Origin of the sequence: uncultured Pontibacter sp. (assembly GCF_947492645.1) — a bacterium.
Taxonomy (GTDB): domain Bacteria; phylum Bacteroidota; class Bacteroidia; order Cytophagales; family Hymenobacteraceae; genus Pontibacter.
Genome location: NZ_CANLMZ010000010.1, coordinates 258,566 through 284,420, shown reverse-complemented (window position 1 = coordinate 284,420; position 25,855 = coordinate 258,566). Strand labels below are relative to the sequence as shown.

The window sequence follows — 25,855 nt, the reverse complement described above, 5'->3', positions numbered from 1 at the left end:
TGTAACTTGCTAATGCGCTAAGACTACCGCAGGCGATTCTTCGTTTACGGGAAAGGCAATATGAAAAACATCCTCAAAAACTACCGACGCAGACTACTGAACCTGGGCACCGGAAACCGTGCGCTGTTGCTGTTGCGCCTGTACCAGGAGCTGCACGTAGATGTGGAGGCGCTTGATTTTTTAAACAGCGAGCCGGCCTTTGAGGTACTGAATAAACTGCTTTCCGGTAAAAAGAAAATAACACTAAGCCCGTACGCCGACAGCCGTTACGCCCCGGTTACACATGCCAGCCGAAAGTTGCGTTACATCAAGCGCAAAGCCGATATGATTTTTGAAGAGCGCGGCAGCCGGGAGTTATACCTGGGCTGGCCCTTTGTGCACGGTAAATTCTCGGATGGTACGCCGGTTCGTTGCCCTTTGCTGTTCTTCCCGGTGGCATTACAGGTTAATGCGGCGCAGGAGTGGGAATTGGTGCCGGATACATCGCAGCAGCCGCAGTTTAACCAAAGCTTTTTGCTGGCTTACGCGCACTACATGGGCACACCGCTTGCCGAAGATCTTACCGAACTGGACCTGAGCACGCTGCCGCAGCATCCGCTGGAGTTTAAAACCAAAGTATACGAACTGCTGAAAGAGAGCCAGCTAAGTATAAATGCAGGTCGTGAGTTGTTTGGTGATAAGCTTAAAGCGTTCCGCGACTATAAAAAAGCAGACTACGAAACGCACCTGAAAGACGGGCAACTACACCTGGAGCCGGAGGCCGTGATCGGTATTTTTCCGCAGACGGGTTCCTATCTACTTAATGATTACGACGTACTGCTGGAGCGCGAGGACCTGCAGCAGATGGAAGACCTGTTTGCCACACCTTTCGAAAGTATAAACACACAAGCGCCTGCACAGCAAACCTTTACAGCCTTTGCCATAGATGCCTCGCAGGAGGCCGCGCTGCAGGCGGTAAAGCAAGGCAAATCTTTGGTGGTGCAGGGGCCGCCGGGCACAGGCAAGTCTCAACTTATCTGTAACCTAGTGTCGGATTTTACAGCGCGGGGCAAAAAGGTGCTGGTCGTGAGCCAGAAAAGAGCCGCTCTGGATGTGGTGCATCAGCGTTTGTCGCAGCAGGGTTTAAGCATTTTTGCCGGCCTGGTGCACGATATCAACACCGATCGCAAAGCCATTTTTAGCCAGTTGCTGCACCAGGTAGACCAACTCGACGAGTATAAAAAACAGAACCTGGCACTCAACAGCATCTACACCGACAGGGCCTTTCTGGAAGTTAGCCGCGGCATCAACAAAAGCACAGAGCAGCTCGAGAGTTTTAAAAAAGCCCTGTTTGATACCAGCGTATGCGGCTGGTCGGCTAAAGAATTATACTTGCTCAGCAGCCTGCAGCAACCACACATAAATCTAGATAACTTCTACAAGAATTTTTCGGCTGATACAGTAGTCGCTTTTTTACCAAGGCTAAGGCAATACCTAGAGCAGGCTGTCAGGTTTGAGGCACCCGGTTTTGTGTGGCGCGACCGGCGAAGTATGAAAGGCTACAGCTGGCCGCAGCGGCAGCAACTCGAGCAAAGTATAAAAGCGGTGCAGGAAGAGTACGATGCGCTACAGCAAAGTATAAACGAGCAAAGTGGATTTGATCTGGAGCTGAACGCGCTGCCACCAAACATCCTCGAAAGTATAAACCATGTACACCAATGGTTATTGCAAAATGGGGTGCACGAGGTGGTGGAGGTGCTGCTGCAAAAGCCTGTAAGTATAAAAGAACTAACAAAGCAGGTGCAGGAACTGAAAAAATTATATTCCGTTGGCCCTGCTCCGGATGCTGCCATTCCTGCGGCTGATGTTGAGAAAGTAAAAGCTGCTATTGCAAAGTATGAGGAGCAGCAGGGCAACCTGTTTAAAAGTATAAGCTGGCAATTCTCTAAAGATAAGAACACGCTGAAACAGGCGCTGGCAAAGTATAAACTAGAGCTGGATGCAGCCGGTGTAAGCGAACTGCAGCGCAGGCTGGCGCTAAGGCAGCAGGCCGAAACGCTGATGCAGGCCATTAACCAAAGTATAAAGTATAACTTAACCGTTGAGGATAACGCAACACCTGTGCTGCAACAGTTGGCGGTAGTAGAGCAGGCCCTGGAGGCACATCAGCAACTAAATAAACTGCACCATAATAAAGTGCTGCACGAAAAACTGCTGAAAACGGTAAACTTACCCGAGCACCTGCAGGAGCTGAAACAAACTATACTGCAGCTGGACGAGGCGCAGAAAAACTGGCTGCAATGGCTGACGGAGCACCAGGTAGAAAGGCTTTTGCGGGAGAAGGATTTTGCTGATGAATTGCTACAGGCGTTGCCTTTATACTTTGAGGAACTGGTGGCTTTTGATGCGTTAAAAGAAGACCTGACGCAGGCAGAGCGTGAAGTGGCTAAACTGCTCTTAAGCGAAAGTATAAAATCCGGAGAGGAAGGGGAGAAGCTGTTCCTGAACAGTTTGTACCTTGCCTGGCTGCACCACCTCGAAAGCCAGCACCCGGAGCTGCGCCTGCCCAGCAACGGAGGCCTCACCAAACTGGAGGAAGACCTGCAGCGGCTATTGCAGGAAAAGCAGCAGCTGAGCCAGGAAATTGTGCTGTCGCGCTTGCGGGAACAAACCTACAAGAACATCGAGCTTAACCGCCTCGGCAACCCTGTTACCTACCGCAGACTGCATGCGCAGGTAAGCAAAAAGCGCAGCCTGTACCCGCTGCGCAAGCTGTTCTCTATGTTCGCTGCAGAGATATTAGATCTGATGCCCTGCTGGCTGGCTTCGCAGGAAACGGTGTCGGCGGTGTTTCCGCTGGAGGCTTGTTTTGACCTGGTTATTTTTGATGAAGCCTCGCAATGTTATGCCGAAACAGGTATACCGGCCATGCTGCGTGGCAAACAAGTAGTAGTGGCTGGCGATCAGCAGCAGCTAAAACCGTCCGACTTATACCGTGCCCGCTGGAGCACCTCTGAGGAGGAGGAAGTTGAAGAGTTGTTTGCAGAATCCTTGTTGCAGCTTTGCGGTTTATACTTGCCTCAGACGATGCTTACGCAGCATTACCGCAGCCGTTATCCGGAGCTGATTGAGTTCTCGAACCGCTACTTTTACCGCCACAAACTGGAACTGATACCGGAACTGCACGACCTGAACGACAGGCAACCAGCCATACAGTTTGTAAAAGTACACGGGCTGTGGCAGGACAACCAGAACCTACCCGAAGCAGAGAAAGTGGTAGAACTGGTGCTGGAGCAGCTAAAGGCAGGTCAGGAGGAAATCGGGGTGATTACCTTTAACTATAACCAACAAATGCTGGTGCAGGACCTGCTGGAGGAGAAAGCCGCGCAGCAAAGTATAGCTATACCGGCCTCTGTTTTAGTAAAAAACATTGAGAACATACAAGGCGACGAGAAGGAGGTAATTATACTTTCGGTGGGTTACGCGCCCGATGCAAAAGGCAAACTGAACATGCAGTTTGGCAGCCTGAACCAGGCAGGCGGCGAAAACCGCCTTAACGTAGCCATTACCCGTGCACGGCAGCAGGTGCTGGTGGTGAGCAGCATCCGGGCAGAGCAGTTGCTAGTAGAGAACACGCTGCACCCGGGGCCAAAGCTACTGAAAGATTACCTGCACTATGCACAGCAGGTTAGCAGGCGGTATTTCCGGTATCAGCCTAAAAAAGAGCATATACCAACGCACGTGCCTTTGCTTAAAGAGAGGTTGGCTGCACAACTGCCATACTTACAACCCGAAGTGCCTTTTGCCGATTTAACAATGGTAGAAAACAATACCTACAAAGCTGTAGTGTTCACCGACGATGACTTATTTTACAGCCAACATGCGGTGCGCCACCTGCACGCTGATGTGCCGCAACTTCTAAAGCAGCGCCATTGGCCCTACGTTAAAGTATACAGCAGGCAGTATTGGGAGAATCCGGAGGCGACGTTAGATGGTTTGGGAGTTAAGTTGTTACAATGTTGATGATCACCGCTGTAGCAGCAATGGCAGCACCGGAGGCTTTACCTATTCTGAATGGCGATAGAATTTATAATTTCTGTAACTTTAAACAACTTTTTAACTTCTAAGCTCTCTAATATTTAAGACTTTGCTCCTCAAACTTTTTACCCTCTACATCTACTTGCAAACCAGCTTCTGTGGCTGTGGCCCTGACAGGCGCAATAATGGTTTTGAGAAACCTGACTTCAAGTATAAACTGGAGCGGGTAAGTAAGATGGACAAGCAAGTACAGGAAAGCTCCGGCCTGGCCCATGGCCCAGACAGCACCCTCTGGACCCATCCTGATAGCGGCAATCCTGCCATACTTTACAACATCAGCAAAAAGGGAGAGTTGTTGAATGCTGTACCGCTGCCACAACTACAGAACAGAGACTGGGAAGATCTGGCAGAGGATGAAGATCATCTTTACATCGGGGACTTTGGCAACAACGCGAACCAACGCAAAGACCTGCGCATCTACAAAATCAACAAGGAGAATTATACGTTAGCAGGCACTATAAACTTTGCGTTTGAAGACCAGAATGCTTTTCCGCCAGCCGAAGATAACCTGCATTTTGACCTGGAGGCTTTCTTTTACCACCAGGACTCGCTGTACCTTTTTACCAAGAGCCGTGGCAGGCATAAAAAGCTGAAGCTTTATACTTTGCCAGCCACACCGGGCAATTATACGGCCCAGCTACAGGAGCAACTGCCGGTAAAAGCCATGACTACAGCCGCAGCCCTCTCGCCGGCAGGAGATCAGTTTGCCATACTTGGCTATGGTAAGTTATACTTGTTTGAGGTGCAGAACGGAAGTATAAACCTTGGCGGCAGGCACTTTTGTATACCGCTTGCCAGAACCGGCCAGGCAGAGGCCATACTTTATACTTCGCAACACGAGTTGCTGCTCACAAATGAGGGTGGCAAGCTATTTAAACTGACGTTAGGCCAGTAGCTGTTTCATCTTTTTTAAGGCTTGTAGCTGTCAATTTATCATCAAGAATAGCTAAAAAGCCGTACTAAAGGTATACATCCTAAACCAGAATAAAACTATGCATTTAACAATATTAGTAACGGGTGCTACCGGTACCGTTGGGCGAGAAGTGGTGAAGCAGCTTTCAATGTATAATGGCGACATAAGAGTACGAGCCGGAGTACACTCTGTCATCAAAGGCGAAAACCTGACACGCCTACCCGGGGTCGAGATAGTGGAAATGGACTTTGAAGACAAAGATTCTTTGCAGGCCGCTTTTACGCATGTAGACAAGCTTTTTTTAATCACTCCTTTTGCAAAAGGGCAGGTGCACATGGCTAAAACGCTGGTAGACGAGGCCAAAGAAAACGGAGTAAAGCATATTGTAAAGCTATCGGCTATGGGGGCAGACGCTGAGCCTCCTATAATGCTGGGCAGCTGGCACCGCGAAATAGAAAAATACATCGAAGACAGCGGCATTGCTTATACTTTTCTAAGACCTGCCTCTTTTATGCAAAACTTTGTGAATTACAGCGCCAGCACCATCAAGAGCGAAGGCAAAGTGTATTTACCTACCGGCGACGGCAAAATAGGATACATAGATGTGCGTGATATTGCAGCAGTAGGCGTAGAGGTATTGACAGGCGAAGGCCACGAAGGTAAAATTTATGAGCTAACTGGCCCAGAGGCTATATCTAACGGGGAGGCGGCACAAGTGCTAAGCGAAGTTACAGGCAAGCAAGTTGAGTTTGTAGATGTGCCCAGCGATGCTGCCAGACAGGCTATGATAGCGCAGGGCGCGCCAGATTGGATGGCTGACGCTATGATAGAACTGTACGATGTGTATAAAGCCGGAAACTCAAACCAGGTTTTTGATTCTGTGCAGGCAGTTATTGACCGTAAGCCTCATACTTTTAAGCAGTTTGCACAAGATTACAAAGAATGCTTTGAGTAGAGAAATCTATACATTAATGATGTTGGTTGATAAACAAAGAGGCCACTCCAGATTCTGGAGTGGCCTCTTTTATAAGTATTATAGTATATTATTCGTCTCTGTCTAAGTTACGATAGCGATCGCTTCTGCGGCTGCTTCTGTTCTGGTCCGAATCTGATCCAGAATTATAGTCGCCGCTGCCATAGCCTCTGTAGTTTTCACGAGAGCTTGAACCACGGTTATCGCTGTAGTAGGATGTGCTGCTATCCATAGAGCCATAACGGCTTTGGTCGCCGCCACGGCCACCCTGGTTGTAGCCACCTGAGCTATAGCCGCTCTGCCCGTAGTTGCCCTGGCCTGAACTGCCAGAGCCTGATCCGTAACCATAGCCACCGCTCATACCGCTACTGTAGTTGCTATCGCCGTAGCCGCCTCTGTCGCGGTCGCCGTAGCTTGATCTGCTGCTGCCTCCATAGTTGTTGGAGCTAGAACTGCCAGAACCTGAGCCGTAGCCGCCTTGTCCATAGTCGCTGCCCTGAGAACCTGATCTTCCTGAACGATACTCATCGTTATAAGAACCACCTCTTGAGCCATAACCGCCCTGGCTGCCGTAGCCACCTTGCATCGAGCTTTGAGAATCCCAGCCACGCTGTGAGCCTTGGTTGTCACGGTCGTACTCGCTCATGCCTCTCGATGAGCCATAACCCATAGAACCGTAACGGTCTCTGTCGCCGTAGCCACCTTGCATACCAGATCTGGATGATCCGGAACCTGTCATACTTGAGCCATAGCCTTGCTGGCCGCTGCCTGAAGATGAACCATAGTTACCGCCCATAGAGCCGCTGCCGCCATAGCTGGAAGAGCCGTATCCGCCAGACATGCCTTGGTTAGAGCTGCCTCGCTGGCCATAGTCGCCCTGGCCGTAGTTTTGCTGGTATCCACCCTGAGAAGAGCCTCCTCTGGATGAGCCGCCGTAGCCGCTGCCCATGCCACCTGATGATGAACCGTAGCTTTGCGAAGCAGAACCATAGTTGGAGTTGCCAGAACCGCCGCTTTCGCCGTATCGGCCCATGCCTCCCTGGTCGTTCATCATGCCGTAGTTGCCTTGGTTTGACGAACCATAATTACCGCTGCCACCGTAGCCGCCCTGGCCTGATCCAAAGCGATGCGAGCCTTGGTTCTGGCTGGTGTAGCCACCGCCGTGGTTGCCGTAATTGCCACTTAAGCCACTTTCGTAGCTGCCATAGCTACCCTGCGACGAGTTACCTTGTGTTCCGAACGCACCTGAAGTGCCACCCGAGATTATGCCTCCTTGTCTGTCGCCTTCTCTGTCCTGGTAACCTCCTTGCATGCCACCGCGGCTAGCGCCGAAATCCTGATCCTGGTTTCTTACACGGTTGCCCTCTATGCCGCCCTGGTTGCCATAGTTGTAGCCTCCTGACGAGCCATAAGAGCCACCCTGGCCATACGTGTTACCTGACATTCCTTGTGATGAAGAGCCATAGTTGCTTCCTTGAGAAGATCCGCCGTAACCACTACCCATGTCTTGGCTGCCGCTACCATAGCCACTTTGCATGCCTGAGCCTTGGCTCATGCCGCCTCCCTGAGAAGAAGAGCCATAATCGCCTTGGTAACCATAGCCGCTTTGGCCTCCGTAGTTGCCGTGCTGCGATCCATAGCCGTAACCGCCCTGGCTGCCATAGCCACCTTGGTCGCCGGAGTTCTGGTTGCCGTAGCCACCCTGGTTAGAGCCTTGATAATCTTGCTGCGAGCCGCTGCTCATGGAGCCATAACTGCCTGAGTCGGAGCCTTGGTTCATGTTGCTGCCCTGTTGAGAAGAAGAGGAAGAGCCTGACGAAGATTTGCCAGAGCTGGACCCTGATGACTTGCCTGACGTAGAGCCAGACGATTTGCCTGAAGTAGTGCTTGAAGATTTGCCGCTGGCAGACTTAGAAGAACTGGCCTTTGTAGTGGAAGATTTAGAGCCTGAGCCAGACGATTTACCGCTTTTTGAGGATGAAGAGCCGCTGTCAGATCCTGAAGATGAAGTTAGGCCGCTGCTGGAGCTTCCCATTGATGTATTAGATGATGACGAGGGGTTACTGGACGACCCGCTCGACATATTAGATGATTCATTCGAGCTTTGGTTTTTCTCAGTGTCTTTCATAGTTCTGATCTCCTTGTTTATTGTTAAAATTAAGTTTGTTGCGTGCCCCGCACATTTGAGCCACAGGGGCGGCAGATGTGGATTCTGTTACCCACAGAACCGGCACAAAATACTGGTGACGGTGCCGCTTTTTTAATGTAACAGAACGTTTTAGCTATACGAACCCCACGTTAGTTGGTTATTTCGATATTGGAGTATAAGGGTAGAGGAGTAATGCAATATTAAAGGCCACGGAAGCATGAAAACGGAGGCAGCAGATAACCTTAAAAGTAGTAGTACAAAGGAGTTGCTTTACAGAGGTATACTTCTGTAAGTGTCTGATGATGTTCCGGTTGATATTTTTTTGCAGTTAGTAGTAATTTTGAAAGGAATATGTACCTTTGCCTCATTAATTAATTATTATTGTAATGATGACAGGTAAAGTAAAATTCTTTAACGTATCAAAAGGTTTCGGTTTCATAGTAGCCGACGACACTAACCAGGAAATTTTCGTGCATCAGACTGGTCTGATCCATGAGATCCGCGAAAACGACCACGTGTCTTACGAAGTTAAAGATGGCAAAAAAGGATTGAATGCAATCAACGTAGAGAAAATCTAGGTTGTAACCATATAGTGCCGCAAGGCATCATTCATCTATTTTAACCCGCTCAGTTGCTGAGCGGGTTTTTTTATGTCCGCTGCTTCTGCTCTTCGCTTTTCTCCTGGCTACGTTCTTCGCCTTTTTCCAATCCTTCCTCAATCAACTCCTTTGCTTCTACTTTGTCTTCGGTGTCTGCTTTTGGTGGCTCCTGCTTTTCCTGGGTGATAGGCTCATAATTAAGCGTAATAGCAATAGGAAAGTGGTCCGACCCAAACTTGCTTAGCCGTCTTAGGTCTACCAGCCTGAAATCCGGTTCATAAAACACATGGTCTAAGGGGTAGCGGAAGAAAGGGATTAAAGCGTTATAGGTATTGTAAAATCCGCGGCCAACACGTGGGTCCAGCATACAACTTATCTTTTTGAATAGCTTGGTGGTACTAGACCAGGCCACATCGTTCAGGTCGCCGGCAACTATACTTGGGTACTTGCTTTCTTTAGCTTGTTTGGCAACAATAAGCAACTCGGCTTCGCGGGTTTCTGTATTGCGCATCAGGCGGGGGGGCTGTGGGTGTACTGTGAAAAGGTCAAATTTTTTGCCGCTGGGAAGCTCAACTATAGTATAAAAAGAAGGTATGTCTTCCTCTACCAAAAATCTGATCTCGCTGTCGTGCAGCTTAAACTTGCTCCAGAGCAACATGCCATAGGTATTGCTAATAGGCTTTTTAATGGAAAACGGGAAAAGCTTATCAAACTCCATGCGTACGCTTTCGTGCCATGCCTCGTCGGGTTCGTTCATTACCAGCATGTCTGGGTTCTCCTTCAACACAAGTTCTTTAAACTTCTGGTACTTCTTATTCACCATCCGCACATTGGCGATCATTAGGGTAAAGGCATTGGCTGGCTGCTTTTGCTCGCTTCGTAGTGCCTCTACCTTTGCAACAGGTGTAAACCAGAATATATATCTAACCTGGTTTAGGATGGCAGCTAACCATAATGCAAGCATTAGTTTATCCGATGTGTCGCCGAGGCCATACATGCTGATATATACTACAAGTATGATTGTCAGAAATATGGCGATGTGTAAACGCGGAAAGTCTAAAACCCTGATCCACCAGAGCGGTGATTTGATAAATGGAAGAAATGAAAAGAGGGTGAAGACGAAGCCTAGTATGATAAGAGTGGATTTCATTTTGACAGTATGTGCTTATAATTATGCGAGCTAATCAATACTTACGGAACAAGTGTTTTGTTGCTACATAACTATACGTTAAATAATGAAAGGTATAGGTATTACCGCTGTACGTAAAAGCAACAAAAAGCAAAAGCCCTGCACAGCAAATCTGTGCAGGGCTTTTATGCATCGTTAGTTTGATTTTTATTCTGCTGCGTTTTCGGCAACTCTTACACCAACGGCCACAATATGTGGCAACGGATCGCGGCGCATATACTGTGTTAGCTTTAAGCTATACTTGCCTACTTTGGCAAACCTAACATTATCCAGCGCCAGGGTTTGCAGATCAAACGTATCGCTGGAGCCATCACCTAAAGGCTTGCCGGTTTTAGCATCCATTAGCAGCACCTCATGCAACTTAGCTGATACCTGTACACTATCCGGCCCTACCAGTTGGTGACGCAGGTACAGGTTATAATAATCGTACTCTATGTTGTAGCGTACATTAAAGTATACATCATATACCTTCGTTGTGTCTGTTATCTCAAACTCAAAAACAGGTGCATTATCAATTTGCCAGTTACTTTCCGGCAACTCCACGTTCTGCTCATAAATGCGGGCAGGGTCGCAGCTGCTTAGTAGCAGCAGTAAGGCGGCAACCCACCATACCAGGTTTTTATGCATCGGTTCGCGGTGGTTTAGATTCTTGATCTGGTTTTTTACCCTTAAAAGGCTTTCTGTTGCGCTTTTTCGGTTTCTGCTCAGGGTTTCTCTCCTGGTTGGCAGCAGGTGTGGCAGCCCCTTGGCCTTCAGGCTTAGGAGGGCGCGGAGGCCTGTTCTCACGACGCTCTCTTGGCTCTCTGCCTTCTCGCTGCTCGCCTCTCGGTTCACGTTGTTCGCGAGGCTCACGGGCTTCTCTTGGTTCGCGTTGTTCTCTGCCCTCTCTTGGCTCTCTGCCTTCACGAGGGCCACGGTTTTCCCTGTCTTCGCGGTTTTTGTTTTTGAAAGGCTTTTGCCTGCGAGGCCTCTGGTCCAGCTCAGTTTTTTCGCCTTGTGGCTCAGGTGTTCTCTCAGGACGCTCTTTCTGTGGCTTAGGAGCATCAGCTACAACTTGCTCTGCTTGCGTGCCGGCACCTGGCTTTTTCTTTTTCTTCTTTTTCTTTTTCTTGTTTTTATACTTGTCGTCGAGGCGCTCCAGGCTACCTTCTACTTGCGCTACAAACTCATTTTGTTTCGGCTCTTCTTCTTGCACCAGCACCAGGGTGTCTACAGCAACACCTTTCGCGTTTTGCTCCAGTATTTCCTGCACACGCTCTACCGGCACAGCATACCAATTATTGTCGCCTTTGTAGCCAAACCACATCATGCGCTTAAAAATATCCGTCTTCTGCAGTACCGCATCACCCTGCTTTGTTTGCAGCGGGCGGTTTACTGTCGGGATATCCTTTAGGGCATCCATGTATGTTTCGAGCTCATAGTTAAGGCAGCATTTAAGGCGCCCGCACTGGCCTGATAGCTTACTAGGGTTCAGCGATAGGTTTTGATAACGCGCTGCCGTGGTAGACACGCTTTTAAAATCAGTTAGCCAGGTAGAGCAGCAAAGCTCACGGCCGCACGAGCCTATACCTCCTAATCGGCCGGCTTCGTGGCGAAGGCTTATCTGGCGCATCTCTATACGCACTTTAAATTCTTCGGCAAGCTTGCGTATCAAATCACGGAAATCTACACGGTCGTCGGCAGAGTAATAGAACGTAGCCTTACTTCTGTCGGCCTGATACTCTACATCAGAGAGCTTCATTTTAAGGCCCAACTGCTGAATGATCTCGCGACTGCGGTACATGGTGGTTCCCTCAAGGTCTCTTACCTCGTTAAACTTCTCCATGTCCTTTTCGTTGGCAATGCGGTAGATGCTGCGAATCTCTTCGTTGTTATCCACCTTTTTCTTCATCATCTGCAGGCGCACTAACTCGCCTTTAAGCGATACAAAGCCAATGTGGTGCCCATTTGGAACATCTACAACCACGGCATCGCCCGTTGTCAGCTCTATTCTGTTATCGTTACGGTAGAAGTCCTTGCGGCCTCCTTTAAATCTTATTTCTACTATGTCAAACTCCTCAAACGAAACGGGTAATTCCATATCGCTGAGCCAGTCGAACACGTTTAAACGGTTGCAGCCTCCCGTGCTGCACCCGCCGTTGCTTTTGCAGCCACCTGGTTTGGTGCCGCATCCGCCACTAGAACATGAACTACATCCCACTTTTATATCTCCTTATATAGCTAGGCTATTCTTGTTTTCAATTATCGTTAATTAACAAATATACTAAAATTTTAGGCTTTTGCTTTTCCCACTACCTAAAGTACAACATATGCCAACATGAGTCATGCTAATTTAATTCATGAAGCAGTACCAGCAGCAGATGTTGAGAGGTAAATTACGAAAAATGATGCGTAGTGGAGAAAGGCTTGAAATTTAAGTATAATTTTAGGCAATGCTTCGGAAGTTACTATCACATGCGGCAATATATGGGTTGGCGGCACACGTGCCCCGCCTGGCCGGCGTACTTTCGTTGCCCGTTATCACACCATACCTTACTACCTTAGATTATGGTGTAGGCGGTATTGTAACGGCCTATGTGGTTGCACTTAACACACTCTTTTCGCTGGGGCTGTCTGTGGTAATGGTAAATGCTTATGCCAAGCACCCAATGCGTTACAAGTGGGTTTGGCGGCAACTGCACGGGTTTCTTTCGGAGTGGGCGGTGCTGTATGGCCTTATACTTGGTGCGTTACTGTGGTGGGGAATGCCCGATGAGGCGCGGGAAAACCATTGGGAACTATTAGCGCTTAATGTGCTGCCGGTGGTGCTGTTCGGCGTAACAGAGTTTCAGGCAATGTTCCTGTTCCAGATTTCGCAGCGGCCGGTGCCGGTAGCTATTCGTTCGTTTATAGTAGGAGTGATCACAGTTGGGCTAAATATTTACACGATAGCCTATTTGCAGATGGGCTATATGGGTTGGTTTTATGCAAACGCTGCCGGTGCGCTTGTCGGGTTTATACTATATGGCTATCCTTTATACTTTAAAGAGAAGATGTGGCCGGTTTTTAACTACAGGTGGCATCGCATCAAAAAATCGCTGAAGGTGTCTTTGCCTGTAATTCCGCACCACTTCTCTTTCTTTTTGCTCGATACTTCTGATAAACTGGTGCTTGACTTCCTGAAGGTGCCGCTGCCGCGCATTGGTTTGTATAATATTGCCTCGAGCTTTGGCCTTTACTTTATGGCAGCCTCTACCTCAATAGTGCAGGCAGCCTCTCCGTTCTACATGCAGTATTACTCTAAGCCCAAAGGAGACACAGAAGCTGCAAAGCAAGCCCGCAGCATGACTTTTTCGCTGCAAGCCCTTTTTCTGGGGTTAACATTTATACTTTGCCTGTGGCTAAAAGAGCTGTTTATACTTCTGATCAAAAACCAAGAATTGCAGAAGGCTTACCCATTAGCCATTATCATCATGATGGGATACAATTACCGCCCCATGTACCTTGGCGCAGTAAATTTGCTGGTGTACCGAGAGCACACCAAAGTACTCTGGAAAATATCTACGGTGGCTGGTATGGGCAACGTGCTGCTAAACCTTATGCTTGTACCTTATTTTGGAATAGAGGCTGCAGCCATCACCACATTTGCAGCACTAATGTACATGGGCTATTCGGGTTATGCTTTAAAAGAGTATAAACAAGTAGCTGACATTAACTATTATCCATGGCTATGGTTGTCGCTAACCGTACTGGCGCTGGTGGTGGTGTATACTTTGGCTGATGCGGAGGTAATTTATAAGATAGTTGTAACTGTGTTGCTAGGATTGCTTGGTCTAACCTTAGGCTATAAGTATAAATATTATTTTGCTCAATATTTTATCAGGTGAAACACCTTTTCTACATACATAGTACAGTAACATACTTTGTTGCTTTGGAAGTAATAAAGTATAAAAAACTGGATAAGCATGCCTGTTGCCTTTTATTGGGAAGAGGTTTTAAGCAACTTTATAAGTTTTCTGAGATAAAACAAAGTATAGTTCCTTTTAGCCATCATCTCTTTGATTCATTTGCTGTTGAAAAACAACTCTGGAATGGCTGGAGAAAACTGAGGGCGTTTGACGATTATGTTGCTCAGATCACAAATAGTGATTCGTTCCACTTGTATACCAATCAGTCTGGTACGAGCTTTATTCAGTTATTTATATCGCATAGGAAGTGTAGCGGGTTCAGTTTCCTAGAGGAAGGAATGGCATCGTTTTATCCTATCTCCAAAATCAATAATGAGATATGCCCTGCGGGTTACGCGACTTCTTTTTACAAATTACTGAAACATCTTAATTATTTTGGAAGACTATCACAGAACCCATACTTCTATGATGAAGGTTATGACAAAGTTTACGGAATAAGCGAAGCAGCTTTTCCAGAATTCAGGAACAAAATTATACTTGATAATCCCTTTTACAACTCAGAAGCCAGTAACTGCATAAATGGCCATCTTATTGCCTTGGATGCACTTTATGAGTACGGAATCGTAGAGAAGGCTGTTTATGTGCAGGCTATTGAGAAGATGTTCTTATACTTTCAGAAAAGAAAAGTTGATCAGATCTATATAAAATATCATCCAGAACAGTACAATAATGCCACTCATCTGCAAGAGATTAGGAACGTTGTAACAAGGTATAAGCGTGGTATCAAAGTAATAGAACTTTCTTCAACTTGCTCCCTAGAGTTGATTGCAGGAAATAACCTCGCAGATATTAACTTTTATGTTTTTCTTAGCTCCGTTGGATTATATGCAGGCATGTGTGGCAAAAAGGCTAACTCTTTTGCAACTTACATTGGTGAAAAAGATATACAGTTTAAAGAGAAAATCGAATCTTTGCCGAGCGTATTTAGTAAATATGTTAAATTTCTGTGATCAGCACATAGCTTATACATGCTGATCACAGAAATTTCAGCCAAACTAGGGTTTCAGAACTACCTTCACGCAATTGTCCTGTTTCTTTTTAAAGATCTCATAACCATACGCTGCTTGCTCTAGCGGCAAAGTATGGGTGATGATATCATCAAGCTTCACTTTGCCATCCTGCACTAGCTGCATCAGGTGGTCAATGTAAATTTGCACGGGTGCTTGGGTGCCCATTAGTGTTATACCTTTATCAAACCAACGGTAAATCGGGAAGTTATCGAACGGCGAACCATAAACGCCTACGACACTTACAACGCCAGCTCTTCTGACAGCTCTAAGGCAGGTTTCGAGTACTTTTGCCGTACCTTTTTCTGCGTTAAACACAGCCTTTGCTTTATCTAAGAAACTGCGGTTTGCTTCCATGCCTACAGCGTCGATGCAAACATCAGCGCCGCGGCCTTCGGTCATGCTGCGGATAAGCTCTACCACCTGGTCCTGGTCTTGCCAAAGTATAGTTTCTGAGTTAGCCGACTTTTTAGCCATATCCAAGCGGTACTGCTGCACATCTACGTTTATTACGCGGCCAGCACCCATCAGCCATGCTGATTTTGCAGCCATGATGCCCACAGGGCCTGCACCAAAAATAGCTACCGTTTCGCCACCCTTAATTTTTGCCCAGTCGGCTGCGGCCCAGCCTGTCGGGAAAATATCTGTCAGGAAAAGCACTTGCTCATCAGTAAGGCCATCAGGCACTTTACGCGGTCCAAAATCAGCAAACGGTACCCGTACATACTCGGCCTGGCCGCCATTATACCCTCCGTACAAATCTGTATACCCAAAAAGTGCAGCAGCTTTCTCTGTCATAAAGCCTCCGTCGGGGCCGTAGTTAGAGTTTGAGTTCTCGCATTGGGTAGGCCATTGGTGGTTGCAAAAATAGCAGGTACCGCAGGCTATCGGGAAAGGCACAACCACGCGGTCTCCAATTTTCAGGTTTGTTACGCCAGGTCCTATTTCTTCTACAACACCCATAAACTCGTGGCCTAGTACCATGTTGCGCATTTGTGGCACAAAGCCATCTAGTATGTGCAGGTCTGAACCGCAGATGGCCGTAGAAGTTACACGTATTACAGCGTCGCGGCTTTCCTCAATGCGCGGGTCGTCCACGGTTTCCACGCGAACGTCGTTGATTTTGTGAAAAACAAGTGCTTTCATAGCTTATTATTTTGGTTTGGTTGCATGGCCAGCAGGCTGGCCGATCAAATAAAAATACTAACGGTTTAGTGCATAAGTAGTTGTCGGATAAATGGTGAGGCATTTGCAAGCACAGAAGATTTCCGCTGATAACCGTAAAAAGAATCAGTAACCGAATTTGTTGCCATGCCTGACTTTACATTCTGTTTTCTGCAACCACACGATATGCCTTTGCTGCACCAAACCTTCCTTAAAGCTTTTGCGGATTACCTTGTACCGATACAGTTAAGCGAACACCAGTTTAAGGCGAAGTTGCAGCGTGAAGGAATAGAACCGACCTATTGTGTGGCAGCTTATGCAGGCAGCGAGATGGTGGGGTTTATACTTACCGGCTTAGGAGAGTGGGCGGGCACACCGGCTGCCTATAATGCCGGAACCGGTGTGATACCTGCTTTTAGAGGACAAAAGCTGACGCAGCAACTTTATGCATTTCTGCTACCTAAACTACGTGAAAGCGGCATAACGCTTTGCCAATTGGAGGTAATACAGGAAAATGAGCCTGCACTCAAAAGCTACAGAAGTATAGGCTTTAAGATAACCCGGACATTAGACTGCTTCCGGGCAAAGAAGGAAGAGTTGCTTTTAGGGGTAGAAGCACCCGAAAACATAAGTATAAAAATAACCTCTAAGCCAAATTGGGATGTTTATCAAACTTTCTGGGACATTGCTCCATCCTGGCAGAATACTATTGCCGCTATCAAAAGGAGCTCCTATGAAAACATTATACTAGAGGCCTTGGACAAAGAGCAGCGCCATTGTGGGTTTCTCATACTTTATCCTGGCAATGGTGCAGTAGCACAGTTGGCAGTAGCCAGGAGCATGCGTTGTAGTGGCATTGGTACAGCATTGCTGCGGCAGGCAGCACAACTAACAAAGGCTCCTGCGCTTATGCTTATCAATGTGGATAGGGCAAGGGCAGGTTTTATTTCATACTTGGAACAGCGCAACTTTAAGCGTGTTCTGGTGCAGTACGAAATGCAAATGCCCGTTTAATTGTGCTTTATAATTTATAAGCTAAGCCTGGTGTGCTTGCGGTTTTTCGAGTTTTAGATTTCTGCAGCACTCCGGCAGTTAGTAGCATCACTACAAGAAGAAGCAAGTATGCAGCAGCTAACACCCATGTGCTCTCGCGGCCGTCTACCACAGCCTCTACAGCAAAAATATCCACCGAAACGTAATACAAAATATTTGCACCCCAATGTATGCCAAGTGTAAGCCACATCGATTTTGTAAGAACCATGGCTGTTGCTAGAACTAAACCAAGTATAAAAAGGTAAGTAAGTACGGCAGGATGATCAGTTAAGCGCCAAATGTGGTTCAGAACGTAAACAACTGCAGAAAACGCCACCCAAGTATAGGGCGGCATCCGATGCCCAAAGTGCTTGTATAGGTAACCTCGGGTAAGAATATCCTCAGCTAATGATGGCCAAAAGGTCATGAACATAATCCACCAGATCTGCTTAAAGAAAACAGTTGCTCCAGGCGATGCTGTTGCTCTTTCGTAGCCAAGGTAAACAGATGCAGCTGTTGATAAGCTTACAAACAACATACCTGCTGCCAAACCTAATGCTAACTTTACCCACCAATGCTGCTGCATCCCCAAGCCCCAACTTTGCAGGCCCCGCAATTGCTGCGCACGCGCCACCACATAGCTTACCACCATAAACGTGAGCAGGGTAATAGCTGAAATAGTTAATGACTGGAAGAACTCGTGGAAGTGGTAAACTGCAAAAAGTACAGCAAAACCTGCGGCAACATGCGTATTGTTAACGCGGGCAGGAGCTAAGGAAGCATTCATAGTTTTGGATTTGAGGCATTTAGGAGGCTAATTTATTTCTTTAGTGGGATTAAGCCAAAATGTTAATGAATTCTTTTAAGTAGTAAGTAGCAGGCAATAAGTATCTTTACTTTTTAAATTTATAGGGCATATATGAACACAGCTTGGATATACCTGATATTGGCAGGTATTTGCGAAATAGGATGGGCTTTTGGGCTAAAGTACAGCGAAGGTTTCACTAAACTTGGGGTTAGTGTAGTAACGGTGCTGGTTATGATTTTGAGCTTTGTATTGCTGGCCCAGGCAATGAAGCACCTACCCTTAGGTACTGCCTATGCCATTTGGACGGGAATTGGGGCAGCGGGTACTGCTATACTTGGCATTGTTTTCCTGAACGAGCCACGTGATGCGATACGTATTTTTTGTATACTGATGATTGTTGCCGGGGTAATTGGCTTAAAGGTTTTCTCCGGGGCAAAATAAGTTAATGCAAGGTGTAGATGTCCAGCTGCTTTACAGCGAACAAGTATAAACGGGCATCGCTTGCTAAGGCTGTCACATAGTTTGATGGTAGCTGTAAGGTGCGCGTTTCTGAAGTGTAAAGGTTTACAAAGTGCAAGGTGCCGTTCTGCACAAAGTATAATTCATTGTTCAGGAAGTCGATAAAGTTAACACCTGCAAAAGGCAGTTTCTTTTTGTAATTGCCCAGGTTGTCAAAAACGAAAATCCCGTTGGCATCGAGTAAGTATACCATATTCTGGTACTCCCGCAGTTGCCTCACATTAAACCGCTCTTTATCCAGTATCAGATTTAAGGGTGTGTCAATTGTTATTTTGCGCAGCTGCAGGTCCAGCTTGCTTAAGGTAAGATTTGTCTCGTCAAAAAGCCAAAAGTTATCGTCGGCGGCAAGTGCTGCGGCTTTAGCGGTGCCAGTATAGTTTTGGTCTTGTAGGGTGGTGTTAGCTACTGGGCGCAGAAATCTATCGAGCAAAAGCAGTTCCTGCCTGTCTTCGTAAAACAAAAGGATCTTCATGGGGTTCCAGGCATCTATGCTGGCTATACGGCCGCGGGTGGGTGGCGAAAAATTGCCCAGCGGTTTCCCTAAAGAATCGATTCGTAGAAGACTGCGGTTGGCAGCAAGAAAGTATAAATTGCCGTTTCGGTCTTTAGAGATTGCTGTGGGAGAACTGATGGCTATACTTGGGCCAACCTTTACAACAGCAGCAGTCTGCACCAAATCCTGGGCAAAGGCAGGTATAGCACCCATTAGCAGCGCCAGCAGAAGCAGCAGTATGCAATAGCTAGCCTTCAAAAGTCTTAAGCTCAAAGTTATTTCCATCGTACACACCGTATGTGCAAAAATTGACCCATTCTCCTAAATTAAGATAGCGGCTTTGCGTTCCGATAGGAATATCAAGAGGTAAATGCCGGTGGCCAAAAACATAATAATCGTGATGCTGCTTTTCCTGTACTTCTTTACTGTACTGAACAAGCCACTCATCATCTCCTAAGTATGCCTCATCCTTTTTTATGTTGCTGATGCGGCTCCTGCGCGACCACATGTTAGCCACGCCTATGCCCAGGTTTGGATGGATGCGTGCAAAAAGCCATTGGCAGGCCTTGTTGTTAAAGACGCGCTTCAGTACTTTATACGTATGGTCACCAGGGCCTAGGCCGTCTCCGTGGCCAATGTAAAAGGTCTTATCACCTATGGTAGTAGATATTGGTTCGCGAAGTATGGGTATATTCAGTTCCGTTGGGAAGTAATCGAACATCCACATGTCGTGGTTCCCCGTGAAAAAGTATACAGGTATACCTGCGTCTGTTATCTCGGCAAGCTTGCCCTGCAACCTGATATAACCTTTGGGTATGGCATGTTTATACTCAAACCAGAAATCAAAGATATCACCGAGTAAAAGTATGGCCGCAGCATCTTGTTTTGCATGGTTAAGCCACTTTACAATTTTTTTTTCCCTGGCAAGGCTGGTGGCGGCATCAGGTACGCCTAAATGAAAGTCTGAGGCAAAGTATACTTTTTTGCCTACTTCCAGACTGTTAATGCGGAAGGTCATCTATCAAGAAAAGTACGAGCTGCTTAGGGCCATGTGCGCCCATTACCAATGTTTTTTCGATATCGGCTGTGCGGCTTGGGCCACTAACCATCGATACCATCGAAGGAAAATTCTCTTTATACTTATCGCGCACGCGTTGTAGAGCATCTTTGATATCAGGCACTAACTGGCTTGCTTTGGCCACAACCATGTGGGTTGGTGGGTAAATGCTTAAGCGGCGACCTCCTGCATTGGCAGAGCTTACCAGTACGCTTCCGGTGCGGGTAATCAGCGCTTCACAAGTGGTAAGGCTGGAGTCAGCGTCACGCACAAAGTTATCCTGGTCTGCCGAGAACTCGATGCCAGCATGGTGCAATGCATTTTGCAGGTTAGATTCCCACACATACATGTGCTGCAGGTTCTGCTCTTTTTTGTAGATGTAAAGTTGGTCGAAGAATGTTTCCTCGTTGTCGCAGTAGATAAACACGCCTGCGTTTTTGATAAAGTTCTCCGCAAACACCACCGACAAATCATCTAAGGGTATAGGTGTGTGCAGCGGTGATGTAAAGTCTGGAGTAGGAGGCAGAAAAGGCGCCGACTTAGTCAGCGCCTCTCTTACTCTTCTTAAAACTATTTCTTTTGATTTTGCTTCGTACATGCTTGTTACTAAGCTGTTCTGGAGTTGATATTATCTCTTTCAGCAGGTGAGTTATTGTTTGCCAGCGGAGTGCCCGGTACAGATCCTTCTTCTTGTTCAGGATGTTCTGTGTTGCCAAGCTCAACTGGGTGTGTTTGCTCTACCTCGCTTTTTGTCTGGCTACGGTCTGTGCCAGCTGTATGCGCCTGATATGTTGTAAGGGCATCAAACGGACGAGGACCAACCAATCGCTCTAGATCGCTCTGGAAAAGGATTTCTTTATCCAGTAATTCCTTGGCGATAATTTCCAGTTCTGCACGCTTATCCATCAGCAAAGCTTTTGTTCTCTCGTAAGCCGCGTTGATGATGTTGCGTACTTCCTCGTCTATAGTCTCAGCTGTAGCTTCAGAGTATGGCTTATTAAAGGCCATATCTGTCTGCTTAGAGTCGTAGAACGATACATTGCCGATCTTCGTGTTCATACCATACATGGTTACAATGCTGTAGGCCATTTTGGTAATGCGCTCCAGGTCACTTAAAGCACCCGTAGATATTTTGCCGAATACAATATCTTCAGCGGCACGGCCACCAAGAGCCATGCACATTTCGTCTATCAGCTGCTCGGTAGTGTACAGGAACTGCTCTTTTGGCAAGTACTGCGCATAACCCAATGCGGCAACACCACGAGGTACTATACTTACTTTTACCAACGGATCAGTATGTTCCAGGAACCAGCCTGCAATAGCATGACCAGCTTCGTGGTATGCTACAATTTTCTTTTCCTGTGGAGAGATGATCTTGTTTTTCTTCTCCAAACCACCAATCACACGGTCAACGGCGTCGTTAAAGTCCTGCATTTCTACAGCCTTTTTGTTTCGACGGGCAGCAATCAGGGCAGCTTCGTTACACACGTTGGCTATCTCGGCACCGGCAAAACCAGGTGTTTGAGCAGCAAGCTTTCTGGCATCCACATCAGATGCAAGTGTAAGCGGTTTTAAGTGTACATCAAATATCTCGGTACGTCCGTTAATATCCGGCTTATCTATACTTACCTGGCGGTCAAAACGGCCAGGGCGCAATAAAGCTGAGTCCAGGGTATCTGGGCGGTTGGTAGCAGCAAGTATAATAACACCTGAGTCGGTTGCGAAACCGTCCATCTCCACAAGTAGAGAGTTTAATGTGTTCTCGCGCTCATCGTTACCACCCGGAGTAGCACCACGGCTACGGTGGCGGCCAATAGCATCAATCTCATCAATAAAGATAATACAAGGAGCTTTGGCTTTTGCCTGCTTAAACAAGTCGCGCACACGTGCTGCACCCACACCCACAAACATCTCCACGAAGTCGGAACCTGAAAGTGAGAAGAAAGGTACATCAGCTTCGCCGGCAACAGCTTTAGCAAGCAACGTTTTACCGGTACCCGGAGGGCCTACCAGCAACGCACCTTTCGGTATTTTACCACCAAGTATGGTAAACTTGCTAGGGTTCTTAAGAAACTCCACAATCTCCTGTACTTCTTCTTTTGCTTCTTCAAGGCCAGCCACATCTTTAAATGTGATCTTCACTTTGTTTTCAGCATCGAAAAGTGCAGCCTTTGATTTGCCGATGTTAAATATCTGGCCACCAGCGCCACCGGAAGTTACCCGGCGCATCAGGAACCAGAATCCAAATACAAGCAGTATCAGGAAGCCCCATTGCAGGAAGAAATCGCCAAAGCCGGTACGGTCTACAAGGCTGTAGCCTACATGTTGCTCTTTCGGGATGTTAGCCTGAAGTTTATCTAAGTCTTCTTTAAATGACTCAGCAGAGATTACCTGGAAGTGATAGTGCGGGCCCTGGTCCATGGTCAGCATGCCACGGTCAGTCAGTTCCTGCTTATACTTCTCGTTTTCTACGGCTTCATCCTTAAGTATAACTTCTACAGTTTTGCCATTAACGATGTTTAGTTTCTTCACATCGCCGCTTAACAGCATTTCTTCAAACTCCTGCTGGGTAGTTTCGATAGAGGAGTTGCTTTTGTTCAGGTATGTAAGTCCAAATATCAGTAGTATCAACACAGCCAGCATCCAGAGTTGCATAGTCGGGCGCGGCGGGGTATTAGGGATAATCGGCTTTTTCTTTTTATTAGTGCCTTTTTTGTTATTTTCTGCCATTGATGTTTAGTTTCAGTTGTATGTAAACATTGGCCATATCCAAATGTTTAGGCCAAATGCATTAGACAGATTCTACGTGCTTTATGCTGGCATCACCCCAAAGCTCTTCCAATGCATAAAACTCGCGCTTGTCCTTTAAAAAGACGTGTGCTACCACATCTACATAATCCAGCAGCACCCACTCTTTGTTGATGCGGCCTTCACTTTGCCACGGATTCTGCTTTATCGCTTTAAAAACTTCCTCTTCAATAGAGGTAGCAATGGCATCAAGTTGTGTATCGGAACTGGCTGATGCTATTACGAAGTAATCTGATACGGCGTTTTTAAGTGATTTAAGGTTAATTATGACAATATCGGATGCTTTTCTTTCTTGCATTCCCTTCACGACTAGTTCTGCCAATATGTCTGAATTAGCCTCAACCTTGGTTTCTTTCATTTGCTATACTTAAATTTGATGTACAAAAGTATTAAATTCTGGGTTAAAGTATGTTGCCTAATACGCTGTTTATAGGCCAGCAGCTAAATTTTCTGCCGGCTTGCGATTCTACAAATTCTGAGGCCCAGCAGCTTCTCCTCAAAAATGAGGCCACAGAAGGCTGTACGGTAATAACAACCAACCAAACGGCCGGCCGCGGACAACGTGGCAATGCCTGGGAGGCTGAACCTGGTAAAAATATCACGCTCTCGGTTGTGTTGATGCCAAAATTTCTGGCTGTTAAGCACCAGTTTTACCTTAACATGGCTGTATCGCTGGGCGTACTGGACCTGCTACACGAGTTAGGCCTTAAAAACGCACAGGTTAAGTGGCCAAACGATTTATACTTTGAAGATAAAAAACTTGGCGGGATTTTAATAGAGAACGCAATAAATAGCCTGACTTTACAACATAGTATTATCGGGATTGGTTTAAATGTGAACCAGCTAGAGTTTGGTTATACAACGGCCACTTCGCTTGCAAAAGTATTAGGCCACGCGTTAAACCTTGGCCAAGTTACGAACAGATTGTTGGAACTGTTGGAAAAAAGATACCTGGAGTTGCGTAACGGCAAAACAGCCAAGCTGAAGTATGAGTACCTGCAGGGGCTTTACCGCTACCAGGAACAACATGTGTTTGAGGTGCAAAACCAACGGGTAAGGGGGCAGATTCAGGGTGTAGATGAAGAAGGGCGCCTTGCCGTTGAAATAGACGGTGAGCTGCGATACTTCTCTTTTAAAGAAATAGCTTTTGTTATTTAATGCCCCGTTTCTGATTTAGTACAACTACCTGGGCTGGCTTCTGGTCTGGTGTTAGCTGCAAACGCAGGTTCACGTTAATATTCTCTGCCATAAAGCCGCTGGTAAGTTTCGGTGAGTCTATGTGGTGCTCTTTTGTGCTAACCACAAACAACGACTCAAGTATAAGCTGGCTTCCTTTTCTTGTTATTTTGCCTTTTATGCTTCTGCGCTTTGATACCCCATGGATGGTTAAAGTGCCACTAGCAGTCACTTCTTTGCTGCTCTCGCTGAAATTGGCTACCTGCCCTGTAAAAATTGCTTTAGGGTGCCTGTCGGTTTGCATGTATTTGTCGTTAAATCGCTCTTGCATTAGTGAGTTGGCAAACTGAAACGACTTAACAGGAATTTCAAAATATACTTTGCCTGTAACCGGATCGATACTTCCGGTTACTTCCGTTGATGTGCCCTTGATCAGATCAAGCGGTGCGCCAGCCGAAAAGGTGACGTGGCCAATGCCGGTATAAGTAGGTTGCTGCCCCATACTTACCTGCCAGCAAAGCAGAAAGGTTAGCAACAACATGAAATACGGTTTCATAAAAGTAAAGAAAGTATAGTATTATGAACTTGTTAAACCTGAGATAGTTGCCGTTTTATAAGTAATTTAGTCTACGCTGCCAAAGTAAAGGCATGCTCATTCTTTAAGTGGCATTTGGGGCAGGGTATAACCAAGCGGACAGGGCTACAGCCAACGTGCCTGTGTAGAGGGTAATAATTTATGCTACTTCAAAATTTATAGAAGCTATTCTTAAATTTTATAAAATCAGCTAATCCTGGTTTAATATTATATTTTTTGTAACGGAGGGCTGCCGGGCTGGTTGTGCAGTTCTGCTATGTTTTGTTTAGAGTCCAATCATCTTCTTCTTAAAGTGTAATTTCTGCTGCTACTAGTGTGGGTTTGTGCAATTTTGTGTGGTAGAGGAAATGCTGAGAATTATACTTTAGTTATTGGCGTTTATGCTGGTAAATTTATATATATGGCATTTGTGATGCTCCTATAACGTTCGTATTCTGATAAAGCGCATGCAACCATTTTGATTAATAAGGCATCATTTTTGACAAAGCCTAAAAGTATGTAAGTAGAAGTATAGAAATCAGGTTTTTGCCAATTTTATTCTTTACCAAATATTTCAAAAATAATATTTAAAGTTTTGGCATTTTAAACTATCTTTGATCTTAATGTCAGAATAGATCATAAAATCTAAATCGAGACGTAGCCCTTATGAAGAACTTTACTAAACTATTTTTTATAGCCACCCTTGTAAGCACACACCTGTTGGGTTTTGCAGCAAATGCAAATAACAGCATGTCTGTGGTTGAAGGGGAGTCACCAACCTACAAAGGCGGCACCACTACCTGGAAACTTATCCAGGAAAAAGGATCGCAGTTGAGCGTATCCGCTCAGAATGCCCGTCCGGCTTTTGTGCGCAACGAGGATGAGCATACCTGTTCTAAACTGTATGCTTCCGCTGTTAGCCAGGAATTTCATGTTGTGGAGAGCCGCGGTACAAAGAGTATGTTTGCTACAGTAAGCTTAGCTTCTATAGCGCCTGCACGTACTATAAAGCAACTTCCTTCGATCAATGCTTACCCAAATCCATCAAAAGGCATAACAAGGCTTTCGCTTAATTTGCCAGGTGCCCAGGAGAACTATAAGATCAGGATTTCTAATACAATTGGTAAGGTACTGAGTGTACATGAATTAGTGCCGGCCGAAAAGCTGGAGGTTGAACTGAACATGACAAGCCTTCCATCAGGAATATACTTTTACAGTCTTCTTGTAAACGATAAAACTGTTGAAACTAAGCGCCTTGTGCTTCAGCGATAACAGTAAAAGGCTTTCCTAAAAGTATCAAGCCGGCCAACAGGCCGGCTTTTTTTGTTACTAACCCTTAAAATTGCTTAGCCACGTTAGTTTAAATTTAC

At 46.4% G+C, this 25,855-nt stretch carries 23 protein-coding genes; 11 read left to right on the top strand and 12 right to left on the bottom strand.

Annotated elements, in window-relative coordinates; genetic code table 11:
- Positions 1-60: 60 nt before the first annotated feature.
- From Q1A23_RS16785 to Q1A23_RS16775, 3 genes are all read left to right on the top strand, one after another.
- Positions 61-4,002, top strand: coding sequence for an AAA domain-containing protein (locus Q1A23_RS16785; protein ID WP_299825437.1), 3,942 nt, complete (start codon positions 61-63; stop codon positions 4,000-4,002).
- A gap of 124 nt (positions 4,003-4,126) precedes the next feature.
- Positions 4,127-4,972 (top strand): hypothetical protein, encoded by an 846-nt coding sequence (locus Q1A23_RS16780; protein ID WP_299825435.1) that lies wholly within the window; start codon positions 4,127-4,129, stop codon positions 4,970-4,972.
- A 97-nt stretch (positions 4,973-5,069) separates the two neighbouring features.
- The gene (locus Q1A23_RS16775) at positions 5,070-5,945 is read left to right on the top strand and encodes an SDR family oxidoreductase (RefSeq protein WP_299825432.1); all 876 of its coding nucleotides are present in this window, start codon (positions 5,070-5,072) and stop codon (positions 5,943-5,945) included.
- An 88-nt stretch (positions 5,946-6,033) separates the two neighbouring features.
- Here the strand turns inward: Q1A23_RS16775 and Q1A23_RS16770 are convergent, their stop codons facing one another.
- Complete coding sequence (locus Q1A23_RS16770) at positions 6,034-7,743, bottom strand: hypothetical protein (RefSeq protein ID WP_299825430.1); 1,710 nt, start codon at positions 7,741-7,743, stop codon at positions 6,034-6,036.
- 43 nt (positions 7,744-7,786) lie between these two features.
- Here Q1A23_RS16770 and Q1A23_RS16765 point away from each other — a divergent pair, with 43 nt between their 5' ends.
- Both Q1A23_RS16765 and Q1A23_RS16760 read left to right on the top strand, forming a co-directional pair.
- Complete coding sequence (locus Q1A23_RS16765) at positions 7,787-8,227, top strand: hypothetical protein (protein WP_299825428.1); 441 nt, start codon at positions 7,787-7,789, stop codon at positions 8,225-8,227.
- Positions 8,228-8,498: 271 nt separating this feature from the next.
- The gene (locus tag Q1A23_RS16760; RefSeq protein ID WP_299825425.1) at positions 8,499-8,690 is read left to right on the top strand and encodes a cold shock domain-containing protein; all 192 of its coding nucleotides are present in this window, start codon (positions 8,499-8,501) and stop codon (positions 8,688-8,690) included.
- A gap of 70 nt (positions 8,691-8,760) precedes the next feature.
- On the opposite strand, the gene Q1A23_RS16755 is transcribed toward Q1A23_RS16760, so the two are convergent.
- The 3 genes from Q1A23_RS16755 to ricT all read right to left on the bottom strand — a co-directional run bounded on the left by Q1A23_RS16755 (position 8,761) and on the right by ricT (position 11,980).
- Complete coding sequence (locus tag Q1A23_RS16755; RefSeq protein WP_299825423.1) at positions 8,761-9,861, bottom strand: endonuclease/exonuclease/phosphatase family protein; 1,101 nt, start codon at positions 9,859-9,861, stop codon at positions 8,761-8,763.
- Positions 9,862-10,047: 186 nt separating this feature from the next.
- Positions 10,048-10,527 (bottom strand): gliding motility lipoprotein GldH, encoded by a 480-nt coding sequence (locus Q1A23_RS16750; RefSeq protein WP_299825420.1) that lies wholly within the window; start codon positions 10,525-10,527, stop codon positions 10,048-10,050.
- Positions 10,520-11,980, bottom strand: coding sequence for a regulatory iron-sulfur-containing complex subunit RicT (gene ricT / locus Q1A23_RS16745; RefSeq protein WP_299825627.1), 1,461 nt, complete (start codon positions 11,978-11,980; stop codon positions 10,520-10,522). The genes Q1A23_RS16750 and ricT overlap by 8 nt, the downstream gene beginning before the upstream one ends.
- Before the next feature lie 352 nt (positions 11,981-12,332).
- Here ricT and Q1A23_RS16740 point away from each other — a divergent pair, with 352 nt between their 5' ends.
- Together Q1A23_RS16740 and Q1A23_RS16735 are read left to right on the top strand one after the other, a co-directional pair.
- A complete protein-coding gene (locus tag Q1A23_RS16740; RefSeq protein WP_299825417.1) occupies positions 12,333-13,766 on the top strand; it encodes a lipopolysaccharide biosynthesis protein in 1,434 nt (477 codons plus the stop codon).
- A complete protein-coding gene (locus tag Q1A23_RS16735) occupies positions 13,763-14,797 on the top strand; it encodes a polysialyltransferase family glycosyltransferase (RefSeq protein WP_299825415.1) in 1,035 nt (344 codons plus the stop codon). The genes Q1A23_RS16740 and Q1A23_RS16735 overlap by 4 nt, the downstream gene beginning before the upstream one ends.
- Before the next feature lie 45 nt (positions 14,798-14,842).
- Here the strand turns inward: Q1A23_RS16735 and Q1A23_RS16730 are convergent, their stop codons facing one another.
- A complete protein-coding gene (locus tag Q1A23_RS16730) occupies positions 14,843-16,000 on the bottom strand; it encodes a zinc-dependent alcohol dehydrogenase (protein ID WP_299825413.1) in 1,158 nt (385 codons plus the stop codon).
- 165 nt (positions 16,001-16,165) lie between these two features.
- Between Q1A23_RS16730 and Q1A23_RS16725 the strand changes: the two genes are divergently transcribed.
- Positions 16,166-17,032 carry a GNAT family N-acetyltransferase gene (locus Q1A23_RS16725; protein ID WP_299825410.1) on the top strand — a complete coding sequence of 289 codons (867 nt, stop codon included), beginning with the start codon at positions 16,166-16,168 and terminating at the stop codon, positions 17,030-17,032.
- 7 nt (positions 17,033-17,039) lie between these two features.
- On the opposite strand, the gene Q1A23_RS16720 is transcribed toward Q1A23_RS16725, so the two are convergent.
- Positions 17,040-17,837 carry a CPBP family intramembrane glutamic endopeptidase gene (locus Q1A23_RS16720; RefSeq protein ID WP_299825408.1) on the bottom strand — a complete coding sequence of 266 codons (798 nt, stop codon included), beginning with the start codon at positions 17,835-17,837 and terminating at the stop codon, positions 17,040-17,042.
- Between the two features lie 132 nt (positions 17,838-17,969).
- On the opposite strand from Q1A23_RS16720, the gene Q1A23_RS16715 reads away from it, so the two are divergent.
- A complete protein-coding gene (locus Q1A23_RS16715; protein ID WP_299825405.1) occupies positions 17,970-18,299 on the top strand; it encodes a multidrug efflux SMR transporter in 330 nt (109 codons plus the stop codon).
- 1 nt (position 18,300) lies between these two features.
- On the opposite strand, the gene Q1A23_RS16710 is transcribed toward Q1A23_RS16715, so the two are convergent.
- The 5 genes from Q1A23_RS16710 to rsfS all read right to left on the bottom strand — a co-directional run bounded on the left by Q1A23_RS16710 (position 18,301) and on the right by rsfS (position 23,093).
- The gene (locus Q1A23_RS16710; RefSeq protein ID WP_299825402.1) at positions 18,301-19,143 is read right to left on the bottom strand and encodes a hypothetical protein; all 843 of its coding nucleotides are present in this window, start codon (positions 19,141-19,143) and stop codon (positions 18,301-18,303) included.
- Positions 19,118-19,888, bottom strand: a complete 771-nt coding sequence (locus tag Q1A23_RS16705; protein ID WP_299825399.1) for a UDP-2,3-diacylglucosamine diphosphatase — start codon at positions 19,886-19,888, stop codon at positions 19,118-19,120. Before Q1A23_RS16705 ends, Q1A23_RS16710 begins: the two co-directional genes overlap by 26 nt.
- Positions 19,872-20,525 carry an LUD domain-containing protein gene (locus Q1A23_RS16700; protein ID WP_299825396.1) on the bottom strand — a complete coding sequence of 218 codons (654 nt, stop codon included), beginning with the start codon at positions 20,523-20,525 and terminating at the stop codon, positions 19,872-19,874. Before Q1A23_RS16700 ends, Q1A23_RS16705 begins: the two co-directional genes overlap by 17 nt.
- Before the next feature lie 8 nt (positions 20,526-20,533).
- Positions 20,534-22,657: an ATP-dependent zinc metalloprotease FtsH gene (gene ftsH / locus Q1A23_RS16695; RefSeq protein ID WP_299825393.1), complete on the bottom strand. Its 2,124-nt coding sequence runs from the start codon at positions 22,655-22,657 to the stop codon at positions 20,534-20,536.
- Between the two features lie 61 nt (positions 22,658-22,718).
- Positions 22,719-23,093, bottom strand: a complete 375-nt coding sequence (gene rsfS, locus Q1A23_RS16690) for a ribosome silencing factor (protein ID WP_299825390.1) — start codon at positions 23,091-23,093, stop codon at positions 22,719-22,721.
- Positions 23,094-23,143: 50 nt separating this feature from the next.
- On the opposite strand from rsfS, the gene Q1A23_RS16685 reads away from it, so the two are divergent.
- Positions 23,144-23,893 carry a biotin--[acetyl-CoA-carboxylase] ligase gene (locus Q1A23_RS16685; RefSeq protein WP_299825387.1) on the top strand — a complete coding sequence of 250 codons (750 nt, stop codon included), beginning with the start codon at positions 23,144-23,146 and terminating at the stop codon, positions 23,891-23,893.
- Here the strand turns inward: Q1A23_RS16685 and Q1A23_RS16680 are convergent.
- Positions 23,886-24,467: a YceI family protein gene (locus tag Q1A23_RS16680; protein WP_299825384.1), complete on the bottom strand. Its 582-nt coding sequence runs from the start codon at positions 24,465-24,467 to the stop codon at positions 23,886-23,888. The two genes, Q1A23_RS16685 and Q1A23_RS16680, sit on opposite strands and share 8 nt — an antisense overlap.
- Positions 24,468-25,151: 684 nt before the next feature.
- Between Q1A23_RS16680 and Q1A23_RS16675 the strand changes: the two genes are divergently transcribed.
- Positions 25,152-25,757: a T9SS type A sorting domain-containing protein gene (locus Q1A23_RS16675; RefSeq protein ID WP_299825382.1), complete on the top strand. Its 606-nt coding sequence runs from the start codon at positions 25,152-25,154 to the stop codon at positions 25,755-25,757.
- Positions 25,758-25,855: the final 98 nt, after the last annotated feature.